Source organism: Achromobacter deleyi (genome assembly GCF_013116765.2).
Classification (GTDB): domain Bacteria; phylum Pseudomonadota; class Gammaproteobacteria; order Burkholderiales; family Burkholderiaceae_B; genus Achromobacter; species Achromobacter deleyi_A.
Window position 1 is genome coordinate 4,654,011 of the sequence record NZ_CP074375.1, and the last position, 16,930, is coordinate 4,670,940.

14 protein-coding genes and 1 tRNA gene are annotated in these 16,930 nt (G+C 67.2%); 13 read left to right on the forward strand and 2 right to left on the reverse strand.

Features of this window, described 5'->3' with window-relative positions:
• Window positions 1–18: 18 nt before the first annotated feature.
• Window positions 19–999: a Bug family tripartite tricarboxylate transporter substrate binding protein gene (locus HLG70_RS20990; RefSeq protein WP_171666292.1), complete on the reverse strand. Its 981-nt coding sequence runs from the start codon at window positions 997–999 to the stop codon at window positions 19–21.
• A gap of 266 nt (window positions 1,000–1,265) precedes the next feature.
• Here HLG70_RS20990 and HLG70_RS20995 point away from each other — a divergent pair, with 266 nt between their 5' ends.
• The 5 genes from HLG70_RS20995 (at window position 1,266) to HLG70_RS21015 (ending at window position 5,083) form a co-directional block, all read left to right on the forward strand.
• The gene (locus HLG70_RS20995; protein WP_171666290.1) at window positions 1,266–1,997 is read left to right on the forward strand and encodes an IclR family transcriptional regulator; all 732 of its coding nucleotides are present in this window, start codon (window positions 1,266–1,268) and stop codon (window positions 1,995–1,997) included.
• A 140-nt stretch (window positions 1,998–2,137) separates the two neighbouring features.
• Window positions 2,138–2,213, forward strand: a tRNA-Asn gene (locus HLG70_RS21000).
• Between the two features lie 142 nt (window positions 2,214–2,355).
• Window positions 2,356–3,276, forward strand: coding sequence for a transcriptional regulator GcvA (gene gcvA / locus HLG70_RS21005; RefSeq protein WP_171666288.1), 921 nt, complete (start codon window positions 2,356–2,358; stop codon window positions 3,274–3,276).
• Between the two features lie 111 nt (window positions 3,277–3,387).
• A complete protein-coding gene (locus tag HLG70_RS21010) occupies window positions 3,388–3,861 on the forward strand; it encodes a RidA family protein (RefSeq protein WP_171666286.1) in 474 nt (157 codons plus the stop codon).
• A 25-nt stretch (window positions 3,862–3,886) separates the two neighbouring features.
• Complete coding sequence (locus HLG70_RS21015; protein WP_171666284.1) at window positions 3,887–5,083, forward strand: aminotransferase class V-fold PLP-dependent enzyme; 1,197 nt, start codon at window positions 3,887–3,889, stop codon at window positions 5,081–5,083.
• Here HLG70_RS21015 and HLG70_RS21020 read toward each other — a convergent pair.
• Window positions 5,080–5,985 carry a DMT family transporter gene (locus HLG70_RS21020; RefSeq protein ID WP_171666282.1) on the reverse strand — a complete coding sequence of 302 codons (906 nt, stop codon included), beginning with the start codon at window positions 5,983–5,985 and terminating at the stop codon, window positions 5,080–5,082. The two genes, HLG70_RS21015 and HLG70_RS21020, sit on opposite strands and share 4 nt — an antisense overlap.
• 158 nt (window positions 5,986–6,143) lie before the next feature.
• On the opposite strand from HLG70_RS21020, the gene HLG70_RS21025 reads away from it, so the two are divergent.
• The 8 genes from HLG70_RS21025 to HLG70_RS21060 all read left to right on the forward strand — a co-directional run bounded on the left by HLG70_RS21025 (window position 6,144) and on the right by HLG70_RS21060 (window position 16,902).
• A complete protein-coding gene (locus HLG70_RS21025) occupies window positions 6,144–7,034 on the forward strand; it encodes a helix-turn-helix domain-containing protein (RefSeq protein WP_171666280.1) in 891 nt (296 codons plus the stop codon).
• Window positions 7,035–7,125: 91 nt separating this feature from the next.
• A complete protein-coding gene (locus HLG70_RS21030; RefSeq protein WP_234103554.1) occupies window positions 7,126–8,559 on the forward strand; it encodes a DUF2868 domain-containing protein in 1,434 nt (477 codons plus the stop codon).
• Complete coding sequence (locus HLG70_RS21035; RefSeq protein WP_171666278.1) at window positions 8,552–9,940, forward strand: GTPase/DUF3482 domain-containing protein; 1,389 nt, start codon at window positions 8,552–8,554, stop codon at window positions 9,938–9,940. The genes HLG70_RS21030 and HLG70_RS21035 overlap by 8 nt, the downstream gene beginning before the upstream one ends.
• Window positions 9,941–10,297: 357 nt before the next feature.
• Entirely contained in the window at window positions 10,298–11,905 is a 1,608-nt protein-coding gene (locus tag HLG70_RS21040) for an ABC transporter substrate-binding protein (protein ID WP_171666276.1), read from the forward strand.
• A gap of 120 nt (window positions 11,906–12,025) precedes the next feature.
• Window positions 12,026–12,997 (forward strand): ABC transporter permease, encoded by a 972-nt coding sequence (locus HLG70_RS21045; protein WP_171666274.1) that lies wholly within the window; start codon window positions 12,026–12,028, stop codon window positions 12,995–12,997.
• Between the two features lie 10 nt (window positions 12,998–13,007).
• Entirely contained in the window at window positions 13,008–13,934 is a 927-nt protein-coding gene (locus HLG70_RS21050; protein ID WP_171666272.1) for an ABC transporter permease, read from the forward strand.
• 7 nt (window positions 13,935–13,941) lie between these two features.
• Window positions 13,942–15,669 (forward strand): ABC transporter ATP-binding protein, encoded by a 1,728-nt coding sequence (locus HLG70_RS21055; RefSeq protein WP_171666270.1) that lies wholly within the window; start codon window positions 13,942–13,944, stop codon window positions 15,667–15,669.
• A 24-nt stretch (window positions 15,670–15,693) separates the two neighbouring features.
• Window positions 15,694–16,902: a metal-dependent hydrolase family protein gene (locus tag HLG70_RS21060; protein WP_171666268.1), complete on the forward strand. Its 1,209-nt coding sequence runs from the start codon at window positions 15,694–15,696 to the stop codon at window positions 16,900–16,902.
• Window positions 16,903–16,930: the final 28 nt, after the last annotated feature.

Consider the following 16,930-nt stretch of genomic DNA (forward strand, 5'->3'; position numbering starts at 1 on the left):
TCTGCCTGTTTTGGAAACTCAATCGACTTTCAGATTGCTGCTCTTGACCAGATCGCTGAAAAGCGCGATCTCGGCGCGGAGCTGGGCTTCGAATTGCGCTGGACCGCTGTCGGTGATGGGCTGCAATCCCGCAGTGGCCATCTGGCTTGCGAACTCGGGCGTGCGGGCGATCTGCTGCAGGCTCTCGGCCAGGCGGTTCAACACGGCAGGGGGGGTGCCCTTGGGCATCATCAGGCCGTACCAGGAGTCCAGGCGGAAATCCTTGACGCCGGACTCCTCGAACGTAGGCACGTCGGGCAGGAGCGGCGAGCGCTGCGGCGACGCGACCGCGAGCGCGCGGACCTGGCCAGCGCGGATCTGCGGCAACACTGAACCGAGCGTCGCAAACGAGATGGGGACATGCCCGGCCACCACGTCGCTCATGGCGGGCGCCGCGCCCTTGTAGGGCACATGCATGATCGAGGTATTGGTCAGCTTCTTGAACAGTTCGGCCGACAGATGCGGCGTGCCCCCGCTGCCAGCGGATGCGTACGAGTACTTGTCCGGATTGGCCCGCAGCTCCTTGAGAAACTCGTCCAGGTTTCGCGCGGGGAAATTCTTGTTGACGATCAGCACCGTGGGCGCCACGGCAATGGCTGCCACCGGCGCGAAGTCATCGACGCTCTTGAATTGCAGGTCGGGATACAGGACGGCGTTGATCGTGTGATTGGTGGCGGCGATCAGGCCCGTGTAGCCGTCGGCCTGGGCGCGTGCGACGGCACTGGCGGCGATGGTCGCATTGGCGCCGGGGCGGTTTTCCACAATCACCGTCTGGCCGAGCGCCTTGCCCAAATCGTTGGCGGCGACGCGGGCGACGATATCCGTGGGGCCCCCCACGGCAAATCCAACGATGAAGCGCAACGGACGCGCGGGGTAATCGTCAGCCGCCACCGCCGGGACGCCGGCGACCAGGGCCGAGGCCGCGACCAGTGCGCGGGCCATTTTTCTTGCAATGAACATTTGCCAATTCCTGAGAGAGTTTCCTGGGAATTGCACGCCGCTGCCTCCACCACCTTGGCGCCTCTGTTTGTGCGCTTGGATTGCCGCCGAGTGCAATGGCTCGAATAATAGAACTGAGTTTCGTCTGACGCAACACAAATATAGAACTCAGTTCTGCTGTATGCAACAAATTGGCGTTATGAGACAATTGGATCCGGAACAAGCCTCTGCCGCCGCCACGATTTCTCAGCGGCGCCAGGAGCCTTTCATTCAACCCAGAGGTGCAAATGACGCAGGACAAGGCGGCGGAAGACAAGGGCGTCACGGCGGTCGACCGGGCCCTCAATCTGCTGGGCGCGTTTCGCGAAGACGACTACAGCCTGACGCTGACTGAGTTGTCCAAACGCACGGGACTGTACAAAAGCACTGCGTTGCGGCTGATCGATTCCCTGATCGGCCAGAACTATCTGTACCGCCTGGCGGACGGCAGCTATCAGCTGGGCGCCAAGCCGCTGCAGCTGGGCGCCATCTTTCAACGCCAGTTGCGTACCGCCGAGTACGTGCCCCCGTTCCTGCGCCGCATCGTCGACGAACTGGGTGAAAGCGCCTCGTTCTATGTCTATCAGAATGGCGGCCGCATGTGCCTGCACCGGGTGGACGCAAACAACCAGGTCATTCGCGACTCGGTTCGCGAAGGTGACTGGCGGCCCCTGGCCGGCGGCGCCACCGGCACCATCCTGCTTGCCTTTCGCAATGCGGAAGACCCCGAATTTGAAGAGGTCAGAAGCAGGCTCTGGGCGGCCACATTTGGCGGCGCCCATCCGGAAATGGCGGCAGTCGCCGTGCCGGTCTTCGGTCAGGCTCAAACGCTGATGGGCGCCCTGAGCGTCTCCGGCCCGCGTTACCGCCTGGAAGCCCGTGGCGCGCAGGCCATGGTGCCCACGCTGATGCGAGCCGGCCGCGAACTGACTGCGTTGTTTGGCGGCGATACCAGCGCATTCGATCAACGCCTGACCTGATCCCGCAGGCTGCGTCCAAGCATGCGGCCTGGCTCATCTGCCAACTCACGGCTTGGCCTATCCTGCGTGAAAGGAACCGGATCTCCCGCCCGCTTTGCATTCTTTCTTTTTTTTGTGCATAATTCGGCCCCTCTACCTGTTCCCCGATAGCTCAGTCGGTAGAGCGACGGACTGTTAATCCGCAGGTCGCTGGTTCGAGCCCAGCTCGGGGAGCCAAGAATTTTGCAATACCCGCAGTACCCTTAAAAAAGCCCGCAACTTGCTTGCGGGCTTTTTGCATTGGGGCCGCAGTTGCCATGCCTTCCACAAAGCGTAGGATGACGCGCATCCGCTCCCGGCGCCTTAGCATCCGACCCCCATGCGTTCCACGCGATCACTGCCCGCCCTTGTATCCCTGCGCGCCTTCGAAGCGGCCGCCCGGCGGCTGAGCTTTTCGCAGGCGGCGCAGGAACTGTTCGTCACGCAAAGCGCCATCAGCCATCACATCCAGCGCCTGGAAGCCGAATTGGGCGTCGCGCTCTTTGAGCGGCGCACGCGCGCCGTGGCGCTCACCGCCGCCGGCCAGGCCTACTACGAGCGCGTACATGCGGCCTTCGAACTGCTGCGCCAGGGCACGGACGAGATCCGCGCACCCGCCGCCGCCCGACACACCCTCAAGATCGGACTGCTGGCCTCGTTCGCCACCCGCTGGCTCGCGCCGCGCCTTCCGGCATTCGCCGCATCCCACCCCGATATCGACCTGCAGCTGCAGCCCGATATCGGGCTGGCGGACGTGGCGGGCGGCGAAGTGGACGCCGCGATCCGCTACGGCCGGGGCGCCTGGCCCGGCGTGAAGGCCACGCTGCTGATGGCGGAACGGCTATCGGTCGTGTGCGCCCCCGCCCTGATTGCCGGCAGAAAGCGCCCACGCACGCCGGCGGACCTGCTGCGCCATCCGTTGCTGGCCTCGCACGCCAGGCACCCATTCGAATGGGACGCCTGGGCGCGCCGGCATGGCCTGGACCTGGGCCAAGCCCGGACCGTGCGCCTGCATGACTACAACATCGTCGTGGAGGCCGCCCTGGCGGGGCAGGGCGTGGCCATGGGCCGGCGCAGGCTGATCGCGGCGCAACTGGCCAGCGGCGCGCTGGTGGAGGCGCTGCCCGGCGCCGTGCTGGAGGATCCGCGCATAGGCTGGTGGTTCGTCACGCCGCGCGGCGCGCTCAGCAAGTCCGTCCAGGCCCTGCGTGACTGGCTGACGCTGACGGCGGCCGACTCCGGTGAAGGCGACACGCATTAGTTTTACTCATGCGTTAAGGTCAAGAATTGATTGGTCACGCAGCGCCCCGGCCGATAGCATCGGAGGCAGCGTTTGTACTTTTCCCCAACCTCTCTACTCAGGTGAACCGATATGACCCGCAGCATTTCCGCCCGCGTTGCCGAACTTGGCCTGGTCCTGGAAGCCGCCGCCGCCCCGGCCGCCAACTACGTGCCCTTCGTCCTGGAAGGCAACCTGCTCTATATCTCAGGCCAGATCTCCCGCAAGGACGGCAAGGCGGCCTATCTGGGACAGCTGGGCAACCAGATCTCCGACGCCGATGGGGTACAGGCCGCGCGCCTGTCCGCGCTGGGCATCCTGGCGCAGATCGCCGCCGCCACCGGCGACCAATTGGACCGCGTGGCGCGCGTCGTGCGCCTGGGCGTGTTCGTGGCCAGCACGCCGGACTTCAACCGCCAGAGCGCGGTTGCCAATGGCGCCTCCGACCTGATGGTCGAGGTGTTCGGCGACGCCGGCCGCCACGCGCGCAGCGCGGTCGGCGTGGCGTCCTTGCCTCAAGGCGTGGCAGTGGAAGTCGAAGCGGTCATCGCGCTTACCGCGGCCTGATCCGGCCCGCCCGACAGGAACCGCCATGTCTTCCCCGTTGACCCCGCGCGCCGTGCAGGCGCTTCGCGCCCTGACGCCCGGCACGCAAAGCACCGTGCATTTCAATCATGCTGGCGCTTCGCTGCCGTCCGCGGCCACGCTGCAGGCCATCCATGCGCATCTGGCGCGCGAGGCGGCGCAGGGCCCGATGGAGGCCGGCGTGGCCTCGCGCGAACTGACCGAATCGGCCCGCACGCTGGCCGCGCAACTGCTCAATGCCCAGACCGACGAGATCGCGCTGACCGGCGGCAACTCTCAGGGATGGGGCGCCGCCTTCGCCGCGCTGCCAGCCTGGCGGCCCGGCGACCGCATCCTGGTCGGCCGCCACGAATGGGGCGGCAACCTGGCCGCCATGCGATTCACGGCGGAACGCGCGGGCGCCACGCTGGAAGCCATCCCGTCGGACGACAGCGGATGCGTGGACGCGGACGCGCTGGAGGCCATGCTGGACGACAGGGTGCGCCTGATCGCGCTGACCTGGCTGCCCGCCAACGGCGGCCTCATCAACCCTGCAGCGGCCATCGGTCGCGTGGCGCGCAAGCACGGCATTCCGTACTTCGTGGACGCAGCGCAAGCGGTGGGCCAGCTCCCCGTGGATGTGACGCAGATCGGCTGCGACGTGCTGAGCGGCGCCGGCCGCAAGGCCTTGCGCGGCCCGCGCGGTACGGGGCTGTTGTACGTGCGGCGCGATTTCCTGGACCAGCTCACTCCCGCCTTCGTGGACTCGCATTCCGCGCCGCTGGGCGCCGACGGCCAGCCCATGCTGCGCCAGGACGCCGCTCGACTAGAATCCGCCGAAAATTCGCTGGCGCTGCGCTGCGGCCTGGCCAACGCCTTGCGGGAAGCGCTGGACCTGGGCCTGGATGCCATCCGGGCGAGCATCGACGCCAACGCCCAGGCGCTGCGCGCCGAACTGGCGGCCATACCCGGCATCACCGTGCTGGACCAGGGCCGCGAGCGCTCCGGTCTGGTGGCGTTCAACCTGGCGGACCAGGACGCCGTGACGGTGCAGCGCCAGCTGGCGGCGCAAGGCATCGTCATCGGCAGTAACGGCGTCCCCTACACGCCTCTGGACATGGAGGCCCGCGGCCTGACGCGGATTGCGCGCGCGTCGGTCAGTTATCTCACCAGCGAAGCCGAAATCGACCGGCTGCTGCAAGGCCTGCGCGGACTGGCGCGCTAGGTCCTGCCAGGCATCCCGGCGCGCCGCAAGAACGGCGACCATTTCGTGAACACGAGCAGATTGCCGAACATCACCAGCGCCAGGCCCAGCAGCGCGTACGGTGTCCACCGATAGCCTTCGGCCACGGTGGACACGCTCAAGGCCACCACCGGGAACAGCACCGTGCAATAGGCCGCCCGCGCCGGTCCCATGCGGCCGACCAGCGTCAGATAGGCGGTAAAGCCGATCACCGATCCTGGAATGGCCAGGTAAAGCAGCGCGCCCACATACGGCGGCGAGGCATCGAACTCGAACGGCAGCCCCGCGGCCATGCAGCCCGCCAGCAGGATCGCCGCGCCGTAAAGCATGCTGTAGGCGTTGCCCGTCAACGGCCGGATGCCGGCGCGCTGCTGCAGGGACGACAACATGTTGCCTGTGGAAAAGCAGAACGTGCCCAGCAGCGCAAAACCCAGGCCCAGCAGGGTTTCATGGCTGGCCTGCTGGCTGGCCAGCTCCGGCCAGAACAGCAGCACCAGGCCCGAGAAGCCGAACGCGCCCGCCGCCATCACGCGGGGAGCGATGCGGGTGCCGAACCACAGCCGCGCATTCAGGGCATTCCACAGGGTCGCGGCCGAAAACACCACGGACACCAGGCCGCTGGGTATCCACTGCGTGGCCGAGTAGAAGCACAGGAAGTTCAGGCAGAACAGGCACAGGCCCTGGCCCACGCACAGCCAGTGCCCGCGCCGGTCCAGCGGCTGCAGCCTGCGCGTCAGCAGCAGGGCCGCGAACAGCACCAGGCCGGCCAGCGCGAAGCGATAGAAGATAGACACGGGGATGGCCACCACGCCCAGCTGCAGCTTGATGGCGATCCAGGTGGTGCCCCAGATGACGACAGTGAGGAAGTACAGAAATAGATTCACGATGCGATGCGCGGCAAGATCAAAACGGACAGCGGCGTTCCGATGAATCGCCGGGAAACCAGTGTGCGTCCGGATGGCGCGCCAGGATTGCCGGTTCTTGCGGTTTTTGTCCGAAACGGGCGCGTCGCGCGCGTGCGATCGCAGTAGCATCCAGTCCTATGGGCACCATCGCTTCGGCCCCGGCCGATTTCTCTGTCTTTCGCACCCTGTCGCGCTCCACCGCCACGCTGGAACGCGCCGCCGCCCTGGGCGAGGGCATGGCGATCTCGCAGTGGGCGCGCAGCGCCCACGAGACGCTGGGCTACGACACGCCCGGCCATCACACGCTGTCGCTGTACCTGCACGGCGGAGATCGCTCGTTCCGCGTCGGCCAGGACATGCTGCACGGCGGCGCGGGCAAGTTCTGCGTGCTGCCGGCCGAGCACTATTCCCGCTGGTGCATGAACGACACGGTGCATTTCCTGCACCTGTACATCGCGCCGGAACGCCTGGCCCGCGAAGCCGTCATGAGGCTGGACTGCGAGCCCCGCACGCTGGAACTGCGCGATCGCACGTATATTCAGGACGACTCGCTGATCGACGTCTGCCGGCAGCTCCTGAACACCGACTGGAACCAGCCCGCGGATCGCCTGGCGGCCAGCAGCGCCGCCGAAACCGTGCTGCACCATCTGCTGGTCCAGGGAGTGGCGCGCAAGAACCCGCAGCCCGCCCGCGGCGGCCTGGCGCCCGGCGTGCGCCGCCGCATCATGGACTACGTGGACGCGCACCTGACCGAGGCCTTGACGCTGGACCAGCTCGCGGGCGTGGCGGCGCTGTCCACTTATCACTTCGCCCGCATGTTCCACGCCTCGTTCGGAGAGCCGCCGCACGCCTGGGTGCGTGGCAGGCGCCTGGCTCGGGCCAAAGGCCTGCTGGCCACGGGCAAGGGCGATCTGGCGGGCATCGCGCAGGCCAGCGGCTTCGGCAACGCCAGCCATCTGGCGCGGGTCTTTCGCGATGCCACGGGCGTTACGCCGGGCCAATACCGCGGCGCGCGCGCAGGGCACTGATCCGGGCCGGCCCTCCGGCCCCGTTTCCCGAATCGCCCGGTCTACAATGGCGCATCGCCCCAGCGGCCTGACCTCGCCAACCCCCGACGCGATGCCGTCCTCGACCTCTCGCGACCTCACTCCCACGGCCGATATCCCCAGCCAGCGCCCATTGCGCGCGCACTGGCTGGCCGAGCTGGTCCGCTTGCGCGAAGCGCACTGGGGCCCCCTGGAGGACGCGCAAGCTGTCCGGCGCGTGCGCCAGATGGACACGGACCTGCCGTCCCGCATCCTTGCCCGCGCCGAGTTGCTGGCGCAACGCGAAAACCTCTCTCCACTGGTCGATACGTGGCGCCGCAGCGCCACGGGCATCCTGATTGCCCTGTTCCTGCTGGCCTTGGCATCGGGCGTGGGCGCGGCCCTGGGCGCACTGGGCGATGGATCGCGGCCGGTCAACGTGCTTTGGGCGCTGGGCGCCTTGCTGGGCCTGCACGCATTGACCTTCCTGTTGTGGCTGGCAAGCTTTCTGCTCAGGCCCACGGCCGTGACCGGCTTGGGACGCCTCTGGCTCTGGGCCACGCGCAAGCTGGCGCGCGGGCCGGACAGCGCGCTGGTGCCGCAAGCGTTCCTGAACCTGCTGGCGCGCGCAGGCGCCCTGCGCGGCCTGTTCGGCAGCATCAGCCATCTGCTGTGGCTCACGGCCCTGTGCGCTGCGCTGGCGACCCTGCTGGCCGTGCTGTCCACCGCCAGCTTCCGCTTCGTGTGGGCCACCACGCTGCTGGCGCCCGACACCTTCGTCTGGCTCACGCAAGCCATCGGCTGGCTGCCCGCCCATCTGGGCTTCCCCATGCCCGACGCCGCCACGATCCGCGCCAGCGACGGCTCGCAGGCCTTGCCGGCCAGCGCGCAAGTGCAGTGGTCGCTCTGGCTGATCGGCGTCGTGGTCGTATATGGCATCCTGCCGCGCCTGGCGGCCGGCGCGCTGTGCGTGGCCGCCACGCTGCGTGCGCTGCGTGCCTTGCGCATCGATCCCTCGCTGGCCGGCTTCTCGACGCTGCGCGACCGGCTGGAGCCGCCCGCGCTCTCCACCGGCATCGACCGTCCCGTGGATCCCCTGCATGAGCCGCGCATGCATGCGCCCTCGCTTGACGGGCTGGGCGGCCAGCCGGTGGTGCTGGGACTGGAACTGCCCGCCGACCTGGCCTGGCCGCCCGCGGACCTGCCCGCCGGCATCCGGCAGGCAGGCAACCTGGACACGCGCGAAGAACGCAACCGCGTGCTGGACGCGCTGGCCCAGGCCGCCGCCTCGCGCCTGCTGATCGCCTGCGATGCGCGCCAGACGCCCGACCGGGGCACGCTGTCCCTGATCGCGGAGTTGTCCGCGCACGCGCTGCAGACCCGCATCTGGCTCATCATGCCGCACGCCGGCGCCGACACCCGCGCGGCGCTCTGGCGCGACCGCCTGCTTGCGCTGGGCCTGTCCGCCGACGCCATCCTGCAGGCGCCCGCCGTCCCGCTGGCCTGGCTGGAGTCCGGCCATGGCTGATCCCATCATCAAGATTGCGCTGGTCGGCCACACCAACACGGGCAAGACTTCACTGCTGCGCACGCTGACGCGCGACACCACGTTCGGCGAAGTGGCCGACCGCCCCGGCACCACGCGCCACGTCGAAGGCGCGCGCCTGCGGCTGGACGGGCGGGCCGTGCTGGAATGGTTCGACACGCCAGGCATGGAAGACAGCATCGCCTTGCTGGAGTACCTGGAGCACCTGGGCCATCCCGGCGAACGGCTGGACGGCCCCGCGCGTATCCGCCGCTTCCTGGACACGCCGGAAGCGCACGGCCGCTATGAACAGGAAGCCCGCGTCCTGACCAAGATGCTGGACTGCGACGCGGCCCTGTATGTGATCGACGCGCGCGACCCGGTGCTGGGCAAGCACCGCGATGAACTCGCCATCCTGGCCGCTTGCGGCCGCCCATTGCTGCCGGTGCTGAACTTCGTGAACGCGCCGGCGCATCGCGCCGACGAATGGCGCGGCGCGATGGCGCGGCTTGGCCTGCATGCGGTGGTGGAATTCGACACCGTCGCGCCGCCGCTGGACGGAGAGCAGCAGCTCTATGCCAAGCTCGGCGTGCTGCTGGACCGCCACGCCGGCGCGCTGGCGCGGCTGTCCGACAGTCTGGCCGCGCAGCGCCGCGAGCGCCGCGCCTCGGCCTACGAGCTGCTGGCGGACCTGTTGATCGACGTGGCCGCGCTGCACCTGTCCAGCGCCAGCGATGAAACCGCGCTGGCCGCCGCTTCAAGCCAACTGCGCGACCAGGTGCGCCAGCGCGAACAGACGTGCGTCAACGCCTTGCTGGCGCTCTACAACTTCCGGCCATCCGATTTCACCGGCGACGCCTTGCCGCTGCAGGGCGAGCGCTGGGGCATGGACCTGTTCCACCCGCAGGCGCTCAAGGACATGGGCGTGCAGGTGGGCATGGGCGCCGCCGCCGGCGCCATGGCGGGCGCGGCGGTGGACCTGATGAGCGCCGGCCTGAGCCTGGGCACCGGCATGCTGATCGGCGCCGCGGCGGGCGGCCTGTGGCAGGGCGTGGAAAAACTGGGCAAGCGCGTGGCCGGCAAGCTGCGCGGCTGGCGCGAGATCAGCGTGGACGATGCCGTCCTGCGCCTGCTCGCGCTGCGCCAGCGGCAATTGATCGAGGCGCTGGAGCGCCGCGGCCATGCCGCCCGGGAACCATTGAGGCTAGATCTTCCGGACGATGAGGCCTGGCGCAAGGGCCCCTTGCCGGAAGCATTGGTGGAAGCCCGCAGCCGGCCCGAATGGTCGGCCCTGGGCAAGCACTACGAAGACAGCGACCGCCGCAAGCGCGTGCTGCATGACTTGGCGAAAACCCTTGCTGCCGCGCCGCTGTCCGCCGACTGACGCCGCCGCCCGCATGCCTTGCGAAACGCACCATTCAACGCATCCGGCAAGCAAGTACTAACCCCAATCCAAACCGATTGACGCTTAAACGAATGGGTCTATAAGATTCGTCCTGCATCGGCGCGGTTCCGTCCCCGCCATGACAATCACAAGGGGTTGGGTCTATCGTGAAGTCGAAGTCCTACGCAGTGATACCCGGCATCGCCAGTCTCGGCCCGTGCGCGGTTCGCGCCGCGCGCCGCCCGACCCTACTCCGTCCTTCGTCGTAAGCAGCAACGCCATGCCCCGGATCCCAATGGGGCCGGGGCCCTATCACTTCTGTCGCGCTATCCGCGCACTACACGGAGCATGAGGGCTATGCGTACTTTTCCCCACTTCAAGCAAGCGGTACTCGCCGCTGCCGTGGCCGCCTCGCTGGCTTTCAGCGCCGGCGCGGCCGCCAAGACCCTGCACTGGTCGTACCAGGGCGACGCGACCTCGATGGACCCGATGGCGCTCAACGAAACCTTCACGCTGGGTTTCCAGGGCAACATCTACGAAACGCTGGCCGGCTACGACGGCAATCTGAAACTTACGCCGCTGCTGGCGGAAAGCTGGGAAAACCCCGAGCCCACCAAATGGGTCTTCAAGCTGCGCCGCGACGTCAAATTCCACGACGGCTCGCCCTTCACGGCGGACGACGTGATCTTCTCCTGGAAGCGCAGCCTGACCCCCGGCTCCGACATGAAGGGCTACGGCGCCAAGGCCTCCGACATCAAGAAGGTGGACGACTACACCATCGAGGTCACCACCCCCACGCCCAACCCCATCCTGCCGCGCGAATGGGTGTTCCTGTACATCATGAGCAAGACGTGGGCCGAGAAGAACAAGACCACCGAAGCCACCAACGTCAAGGGCGACAACCAGGGCAACTACGCCAACCTGCACGCCAACGGCACCGGCCCCTTCATGCTGACCGAGCGCCAGCCCGACGTGAAGACGGTGCTCAAGCGCTATGACGGCTACTGGAACAAGAACATCAAGAGCAACATCGACGAGGTCATCTTCCAGCCGATCACGCAGGAAGCCACGCGCGTGGCCGCGCTGATCTCGGGCGAGATGGATGTCGTGCAGCCTGTTCCGGTGCAGGACTGGAAGCGCCTGGAAGACGCCAAGGGCGTGAAGCCGCTGACCGCGCCCGAAGCCCGCGCCATCTTTATCGGCATGGACCAGGACCGCGACGAGCTGCTGTTCTCCGACGTGAAGGGCAAGAACCCCTTCAAGGATCCGAAGGTGCGCGAAGCCGTCGTGCTGGCCGTGGACACCAAGGCCATCAACGAGAAGATCATGCGCGGCGCGGCCAAGCCGCTGGGCTCGCTCATCGCCACCGCCATCAACGGCTACGACGAATCCTTCGGCGCTCCCTACAAGCCCGATCCGGAACGCGCGAAGAAGCTCCTGGCCGAAGCCGGCTATCCCAAGGGCTTCACCGTAACCATGGACTGCCCGAACGACCGCTACGTCAACGACGAAAAGATCTGCCAGGCGGTGGCCGGCATGCTGGCGCGCGTAGGCATCAAGATCAACCTGCTGGCGCAGACCAAGTCCAAGTACTTCGGCAAGATCCTGCTGCAGGCCGGCAACCAGACCAGCATGTACATGCTGGGCTGGACGCCCAGCTCCACCGACGCGCACAACACGCTGCTGAACCTGACCTCCTGCCGCGACGCCAAGACGGCCGCGGGCCAGTTCAACCTGGGCGGCTACTGCAACAAGAAGGTCGACGATCTGACCAACAAGATCGGCGTGGAAACCGACCAGGCCAAGCGCAACGCGATGATCAAGGAAGCCTTCGGCATCGTGCGCAGCGACTTCGGCTACCTTCCGCTGCACCAGCAACCCATGTCCTGGGGCGTGAAGGAAAACGTCAAGGTCACCCAGCGCGCCGACGACGTGCTCGACCTGCGCGACGTCGTCCTGCCGTAAGCGACCGGCGATGCAACCCCCGGACGGCGCGTGCCGTCCGGGCGCGCCCGGCCCAGCCCCGATTCCCGCCTTCCGCGGAGAACGCGGCCCGGCGTCATCAGACCAAGAGGGCTCCCGATAATGCTTTCCTTTATTGCGCAGCGACTTATCCAGTCGGTGCTGGTGATGTTGACGGTGGCGCTGATCGCGTTCTCCATGTTCCGCTATGTGGGCGACCCGGTCGCCAGCATGGTCGGCCAGGACACCACGCCCGAGCAGCGCGCCCAATTGCGCGAACAGCTCGGCCTGGACGATCCCTTCGTCGTGCAATACGCACACTTCGTCGCCAACGCCGTGCGCGGCGACTTCGGCATCTCGTACCGCCATCGCCGGCCGGTCAGCGAGCTGCTGGAAGAACGCATGCCCGCGACGCTGGAACTGTCCTTCGTGTCCGCCGTCATGGCGCTGGCGCTGGGCGTGCCGATGGGCATCTACACCGCGCTCAAGCGCCATGGCGTCCTGTCCAAGACCTTCATGGCGATCTCGCTGGCGGGCATCTCGCTGCCCACCTTCCTGATCGGCATCCTGCTCATCCTGTTCTTCGGCGTGCAGCTGCGATGGCTGCCCAGCTTCGGGCGCGGCGACGTGGTGAGCCTGGGATGGTGGACCACCGGCTTTCTCACCAAATCGGGCTGGCTGGCGCTCATCATGCCCGCCATCACGCTGGCGCTCTTCCAGATGACCCTGATCATGCGCCTGGTGCGCGCCGAGATGCTGGAAGTGCTGCGCGCCGACTTCATCAAGTTCGCGCGCGCCCGCGGCCTGCCGGAACGGCTCATCAACTTCCGCCACGCGCTGAAGAACACGATGGTGCCCGTCATCACCATCACGGGGCTGCAGCTCGGCTCCATCATCGCCTTCGCCATCATCACGGAGACGGTGTTCCAGTGGCCAGGCATGGGCCTGCTGTTCATCCAGGCCATCAGCATGGTGGACATTCCCGTCATGGCGGCCTACCTGGTGCTGATCGCCTTCATGTTCGTGGTCATCAACCTGGTCGTCGACCTGCTGTACTTCGCCGTGGACCCGCGTCTGCGCGTGCAGAGCAAGTAAAGGAATCCGCATGATTGCTCGCATCGCTCCCTTCTTTTCACGCGCGGCCGACAGCGACCTGTGGCACAGCTTCAAGCGATCTCCCGGTGCCATCATCGCCGCGATCGTCACGCTGGTCATTTTGCTGGGCGCGCTGTTCGCCCCGCTGATCGCGCCCCACAACCCCTTCGACCTGGCGTCCGTTTTCATCATGGACGCCAATACGCCGCCAGCCTGGGAAGAGGGCGGCAACCCGGACTTCCTGCTGGGCACGGACGACCAGGGCCGCGACATCCTTTCGGCCGTGATGTACGGCTCGCGCGTGTCCTTGCTGGTCGGCTTCGCCTCCGTGCTGTTCTCGATGGTGCTGGGCGTGACGCTCGGCCTGATCAGCGGCTACGCAGGCGGACGCGTCGACAGCTTCATCATGCGCATCGCCGATGTGCAGCTGTCGTTTCCCGCCATCCTGGTGGCGCTGCTGATCGACGGCGTGGCGCGCGGGCTCCTGCCGCGCGACATGCACGACCAGCTTGCCTTGTATGTGCTGATCTTCGCCATCGGCATCTCCGGCTGGGTGCAGTACGCGCGCACCGTGCGCGGCTCGACGCTGGTGGAACGCAACAAGGAATACGTGCAGGCGGCGCGGCTGATCGGCATCGGCCCCATCACCATCCTGCGCCGCCACATCCTGCCCAACGTGATGGGTCCGGTGCTGGTCATCGCCACCATCCACCTGGCGATCGCCATCATCACCGAGGCCACGCTGTCGTTCCTGGGAGTGGGCCTGCCGCCCACCGCGCCCTCGCTGGGCACGCTGATCCGCATCGGCAACAGCTACCTGTTCTCCGGCATGTGGTGGATCTCCATCTTCCCCGGCATTGCGCTGGTGGCGCTGGTGCTTTCGGTCAACCTGCTGGGCGACTGGCTGCGCGACGCGCTCAACCCCAAGCTGCGCTGAGGACGTCATGGCCCTGTTGAACATAGAAGACATCCGCATCGAATTTCCCAGCCGCCGCGGCACGCTGGTGGCGGTGGACGGCGTTTCGCTGTCCCTCGAGAAGGGCGAGATCCTGGGCGTGGTGGGCGAGTCCGGCGCGGGCAAGTCCACCATCGGCAACGCGGTGATCGGCCTGCTGGAGGCACCCGGACGCCTGGCCGGCGGCTCCGTGCTGCTGAACGGCGAACGCATCGACACCCTGACCCCGGCGCAGAAGCGCCGCGTGCGCGGCCGCCGCATCGGCATGATCTTCCAGGATCCCCTGACCTCGCTGGACCCGCTGCAGACGGTGGAAAGCCAGCTCGTGGAAACCATGCAGGTGCATCTCGGGCTGTCGCATGACGAGGCCAGGAAACGCGCGGTGCAGCTGCTAGTGCAGGTCGGCATCGACCAGCCCGAGCTGCGCGTCAAGCAATACCCGCACCAGTTCTCGGGCGGCATGCGGCAGCGCGTGGTGATCGCGCTTGCGCTGTGCTGCGAGCCCGAGGTCATCATCGCCGACGAGCCCACCACCGCGCTGGACGTGTCCATCCAGGCGCAGATCCTGGAGCTGCTTAAAAAGCTGTGCCGCGAAGAGCAGGTGGGCATGATCATCATCACGCACGACATGGGCGTGATCGCGGACGTCACGGACCGGGTGGCCGTGCTGTATCACGGCAAGCTGGTGGAGCAGGGCCCGACCGCCAAGATCCTGGGCGACCCCGACCATCCCTACACGCGCAGCCTGATCTCGGCGGTGCCGCGTCCCGATATCAAGCTCAAGCGCTTTCCGCTGGTGACTTACATCGAAGACGTGAAGACGCCGGCGCAGCCGCTCGACCTGGCCACTCACTGGCTCGGCCAGCGCCGCGACTTCGGTCAGCGCACGGAAGGCCCGCTGGTGCAGGTGCGCGACCTGAGCATGCGCTTCGTGCTAAAGAGCGCGCTGTTCAAGCGCAACCAGCGCACGCTGGACGCCGTCAAGCGCGTCAATTTTTCCATAGGCGAAGGCGAGGTCTTCGGCCTGGTGGGCGAATCCGGCTCGGGCAAATCCACCGTGGCGCGCCTGATATCCGGGCTGTACACGCCCAGCGAAGGCTCGGTCAATTTCGGCGGCACCGATCTCACCGCGCTCAAGGGCGAGAAGCAGCTGAACCCGTTCCGGCGGCAGATCCAGATGATCTTCCAGGACCCGTTCTCGTCGCTGAATCCGCGCATGCGGGTGCTGGACATCGTGGCCGAACCCATCCGCTTTCACAAGCTTTCGGCCAACGAAGCGGAAACGCGCCGCATCGTTGCCGACCTGCTGGACGTGGTGGGCCTGGGCGACCGCGCCGCCGAACGCTTCCCGCACGAGTTCTCCGGCGGCCAGCGCCAGCGCATCTGCATCGCGCGGGCGCTGGCCACGCGCCCCCGCTTCCTGATCTGCGACGAGCCCACCTCCGCGCTGGACGTATCCATCCAGGCGCAGATCCTGAACCTGCTGAAGGATCTTCAGGAAGAGCTGGGCCTGACCATGCTGTTCATCAGCCACGATCTGCCCGTGATCCGCCAGATGTGCGATCGCGTCGGCGTGATGCGCTACGGCGAACTGCTGGAAGTGGCCGACACGGAAAGCCTGTTCGAACATCCGCAGCATCCCTACAGCCAACACCTGCTTGGCCTGATGCCCCGCCTGCAATCCATGTCCCGCGAAGGGCTGGACGTGGTGGGCTGAGGCCTGGCGCAACCGGAGCGAGACATGACGGCGACACGACAGACCCTCTTCATCGGCGGCCAGGTATTTGACGGGGAGGGCCGGACGCTGCGCGGCCACGGCGTGCTGGTCGAGGGCCAGCGCGTGGCCCGCGTGGCGCCGGCCGGCGAATTCTCGGGCTATGCCGGTGTAAAGGTGGACACCACCGGCATGACGCTCATGCCCAGCCTGGCCGACTGCCACGTCCATCTGGTCTACACCGGCGGCGCGGACCCCAACGCACAGCTCAGCAAGCAGGGACCCGCGCAGATCACGCTGACGGCGCTGGAGAACGCCCAGGCCAGCCTGCGCGGCGGCGTCACGGCGCTGCGCGACTGCGGCGGCAAGGACTACCTGGAATTCGGCGTGCGCGACGCGATCGCGCGCGGCGTGTTTCCCGGCCCCGCCATCAAGGCTTCGGGCCGCATCATCTGCATGACGGGCGGCCACGGCAACCGCATCGGCCGCGTGGCCGACGGCTGCGAGGACGTGATCAAGGCCGTGCGCGAACAGGTCCATGCCGGCTGCGACCTGGTGAAGATCATGGCCACGGGCGGCGTCATGACGCCGGGCGTGAGCCCCATGGATGCGCACTACAGCTTCGATGAAATGAAAGCGGGCGTGCACGAGGCCAAGCGCTTTCGCAAAAGCACCGCCAGCCATGCCCAGGGCACGCAGGGCATCCTGAATGCCGTGCGCGCGGGCATCGATTCGATCGAGCACGGCATCTTCATGGACGACGACTGTCTGCGCGAGATGCTGGAGGCCCAGACCTACCTGGTGCCCACCATCGCCGCCGTGCGCAACATCATCGCCAACGCCGACAACGGCATTCCGGCGTACGCGGTGGAAAAGGCCCGCGCAGTGGAGCAGCGCCACCGCGAATCATTCCAGATGTACTACAAGGCCGGCGGCCGCATCGCGCTGGGCACCGACGCCGGGACACCGTTCAACCTGCACGGTGAAAACGCCATGGAGCTGGCCTACATGGTGGAGTTCGGCATGACCCCCGTGGACGCGCTGATCGCCGGCACCTCGCGCGGCCATGACCTGATGGGCATGGACCAGCACGGCGTCATCGCCGACGGCAAGATGGCCGACCTGCTGCTGGTGCAGGGCGATCCCGCCGAGGACATCATGAAGGCGGCCGACAAGCGCTTTCACGTGGCGGTGCTGCGCAACGGGGAACTGGCGGCGGGAACCCTGCCGGCCTGAGATCGCCCGGAGCAGTCGCGCGGCGCCG

Bases quoted from the DNA above. Each gene is read 5' to 3' on its own strand.
- HLG70_RS21030 (WP_234103554.1), top strand. From the start codon at position 7,126: ATGCCGTCCTCGACCTCTCGCGACCTCACTCCCACGGCCGATATCCCC.
- HLG70_RS21060 (WP_171666268.1), top strand. From the start codon at position 15,694: ATGACGGCGACACGACAGACCCTCTTCATCGGCGGCCAGGTATTTGAC.
- HLG70_RS21040 (WP_171666276.1), top strand. From the start codon at position 10,298: ATGCGTACTTTTCCCCACTTCAAGCAAGCGGTACTCGCCGCTGCCGTG.
- HLG70_RS21045 (WP_171666274.1), top strand. From the start codon at position 12,026: ATGCTTTCCTTTATTGCGCAGCGACTTATCCAGTCGGTGCTGGTGATG.
- HLG70_RS21050 (WP_171666272.1), top strand. From the start codon at position 13,008: ATGATTGCTCGCATCGCTCCCTTCTTTTCACGCGCGGCCGACAGCGAC.
- HLG70_RS21025 (WP_171666280.1), top strand. From the start codon at position 6,144: ATGGGCACCATCGCTTCGGCCCCGGCCGATTTCTCTGTCTTTCGCACC.
- HLG70_RS21035 (WP_171666278.1), top strand. From the start codon at position 8,552: ATGGCTGATCCCATCATCAAGATTGCGCTGGTCGGCCACACCAACACG.
- HLG70_RS21010 (WP_171666286.1), top strand. From the start codon at position 3,388: ATGACCCGCAGCATTTCCGCCCGCGTTGCCGAACTTGGCCTGGTCCTG.
- HLG70_RS21055 (WP_171666270.1), top strand. From the start codon at position 13,942: ATGGCCCTGTTGAACATAGAAGACATCCGCATCGAATTTCCCAGCCGC.
- HLG70_RS21015 (WP_171666284.1), top strand. From the start codon at position 3,887: ATGTCTTCCCCGTTGACCCCGCGCGCCGTGCAGGCGCTTCGCGCCCTG.
- HLG70_RS20995 (WP_171666290.1), top strand. From the start codon at position 1,266: ATGACGCAGGACAAGGCGGCGGAAGACAAGGGCGTCACGGCGGTCGAC.
- gcvA (WP_171666288.1), top strand. From the start codon at position 2,356: ATGCGTTCCACGCGATCACTGCCCGCCCTTGTATCCCTGCGCGCCTTC.
- HLG70_RS20990 (WP_171666292.1), bottom strand. From the start codon at position 999: ATGTTCATTGCAAGAAAAATGGCCCGCGCACTGGTCGCGGCCTCGGCC.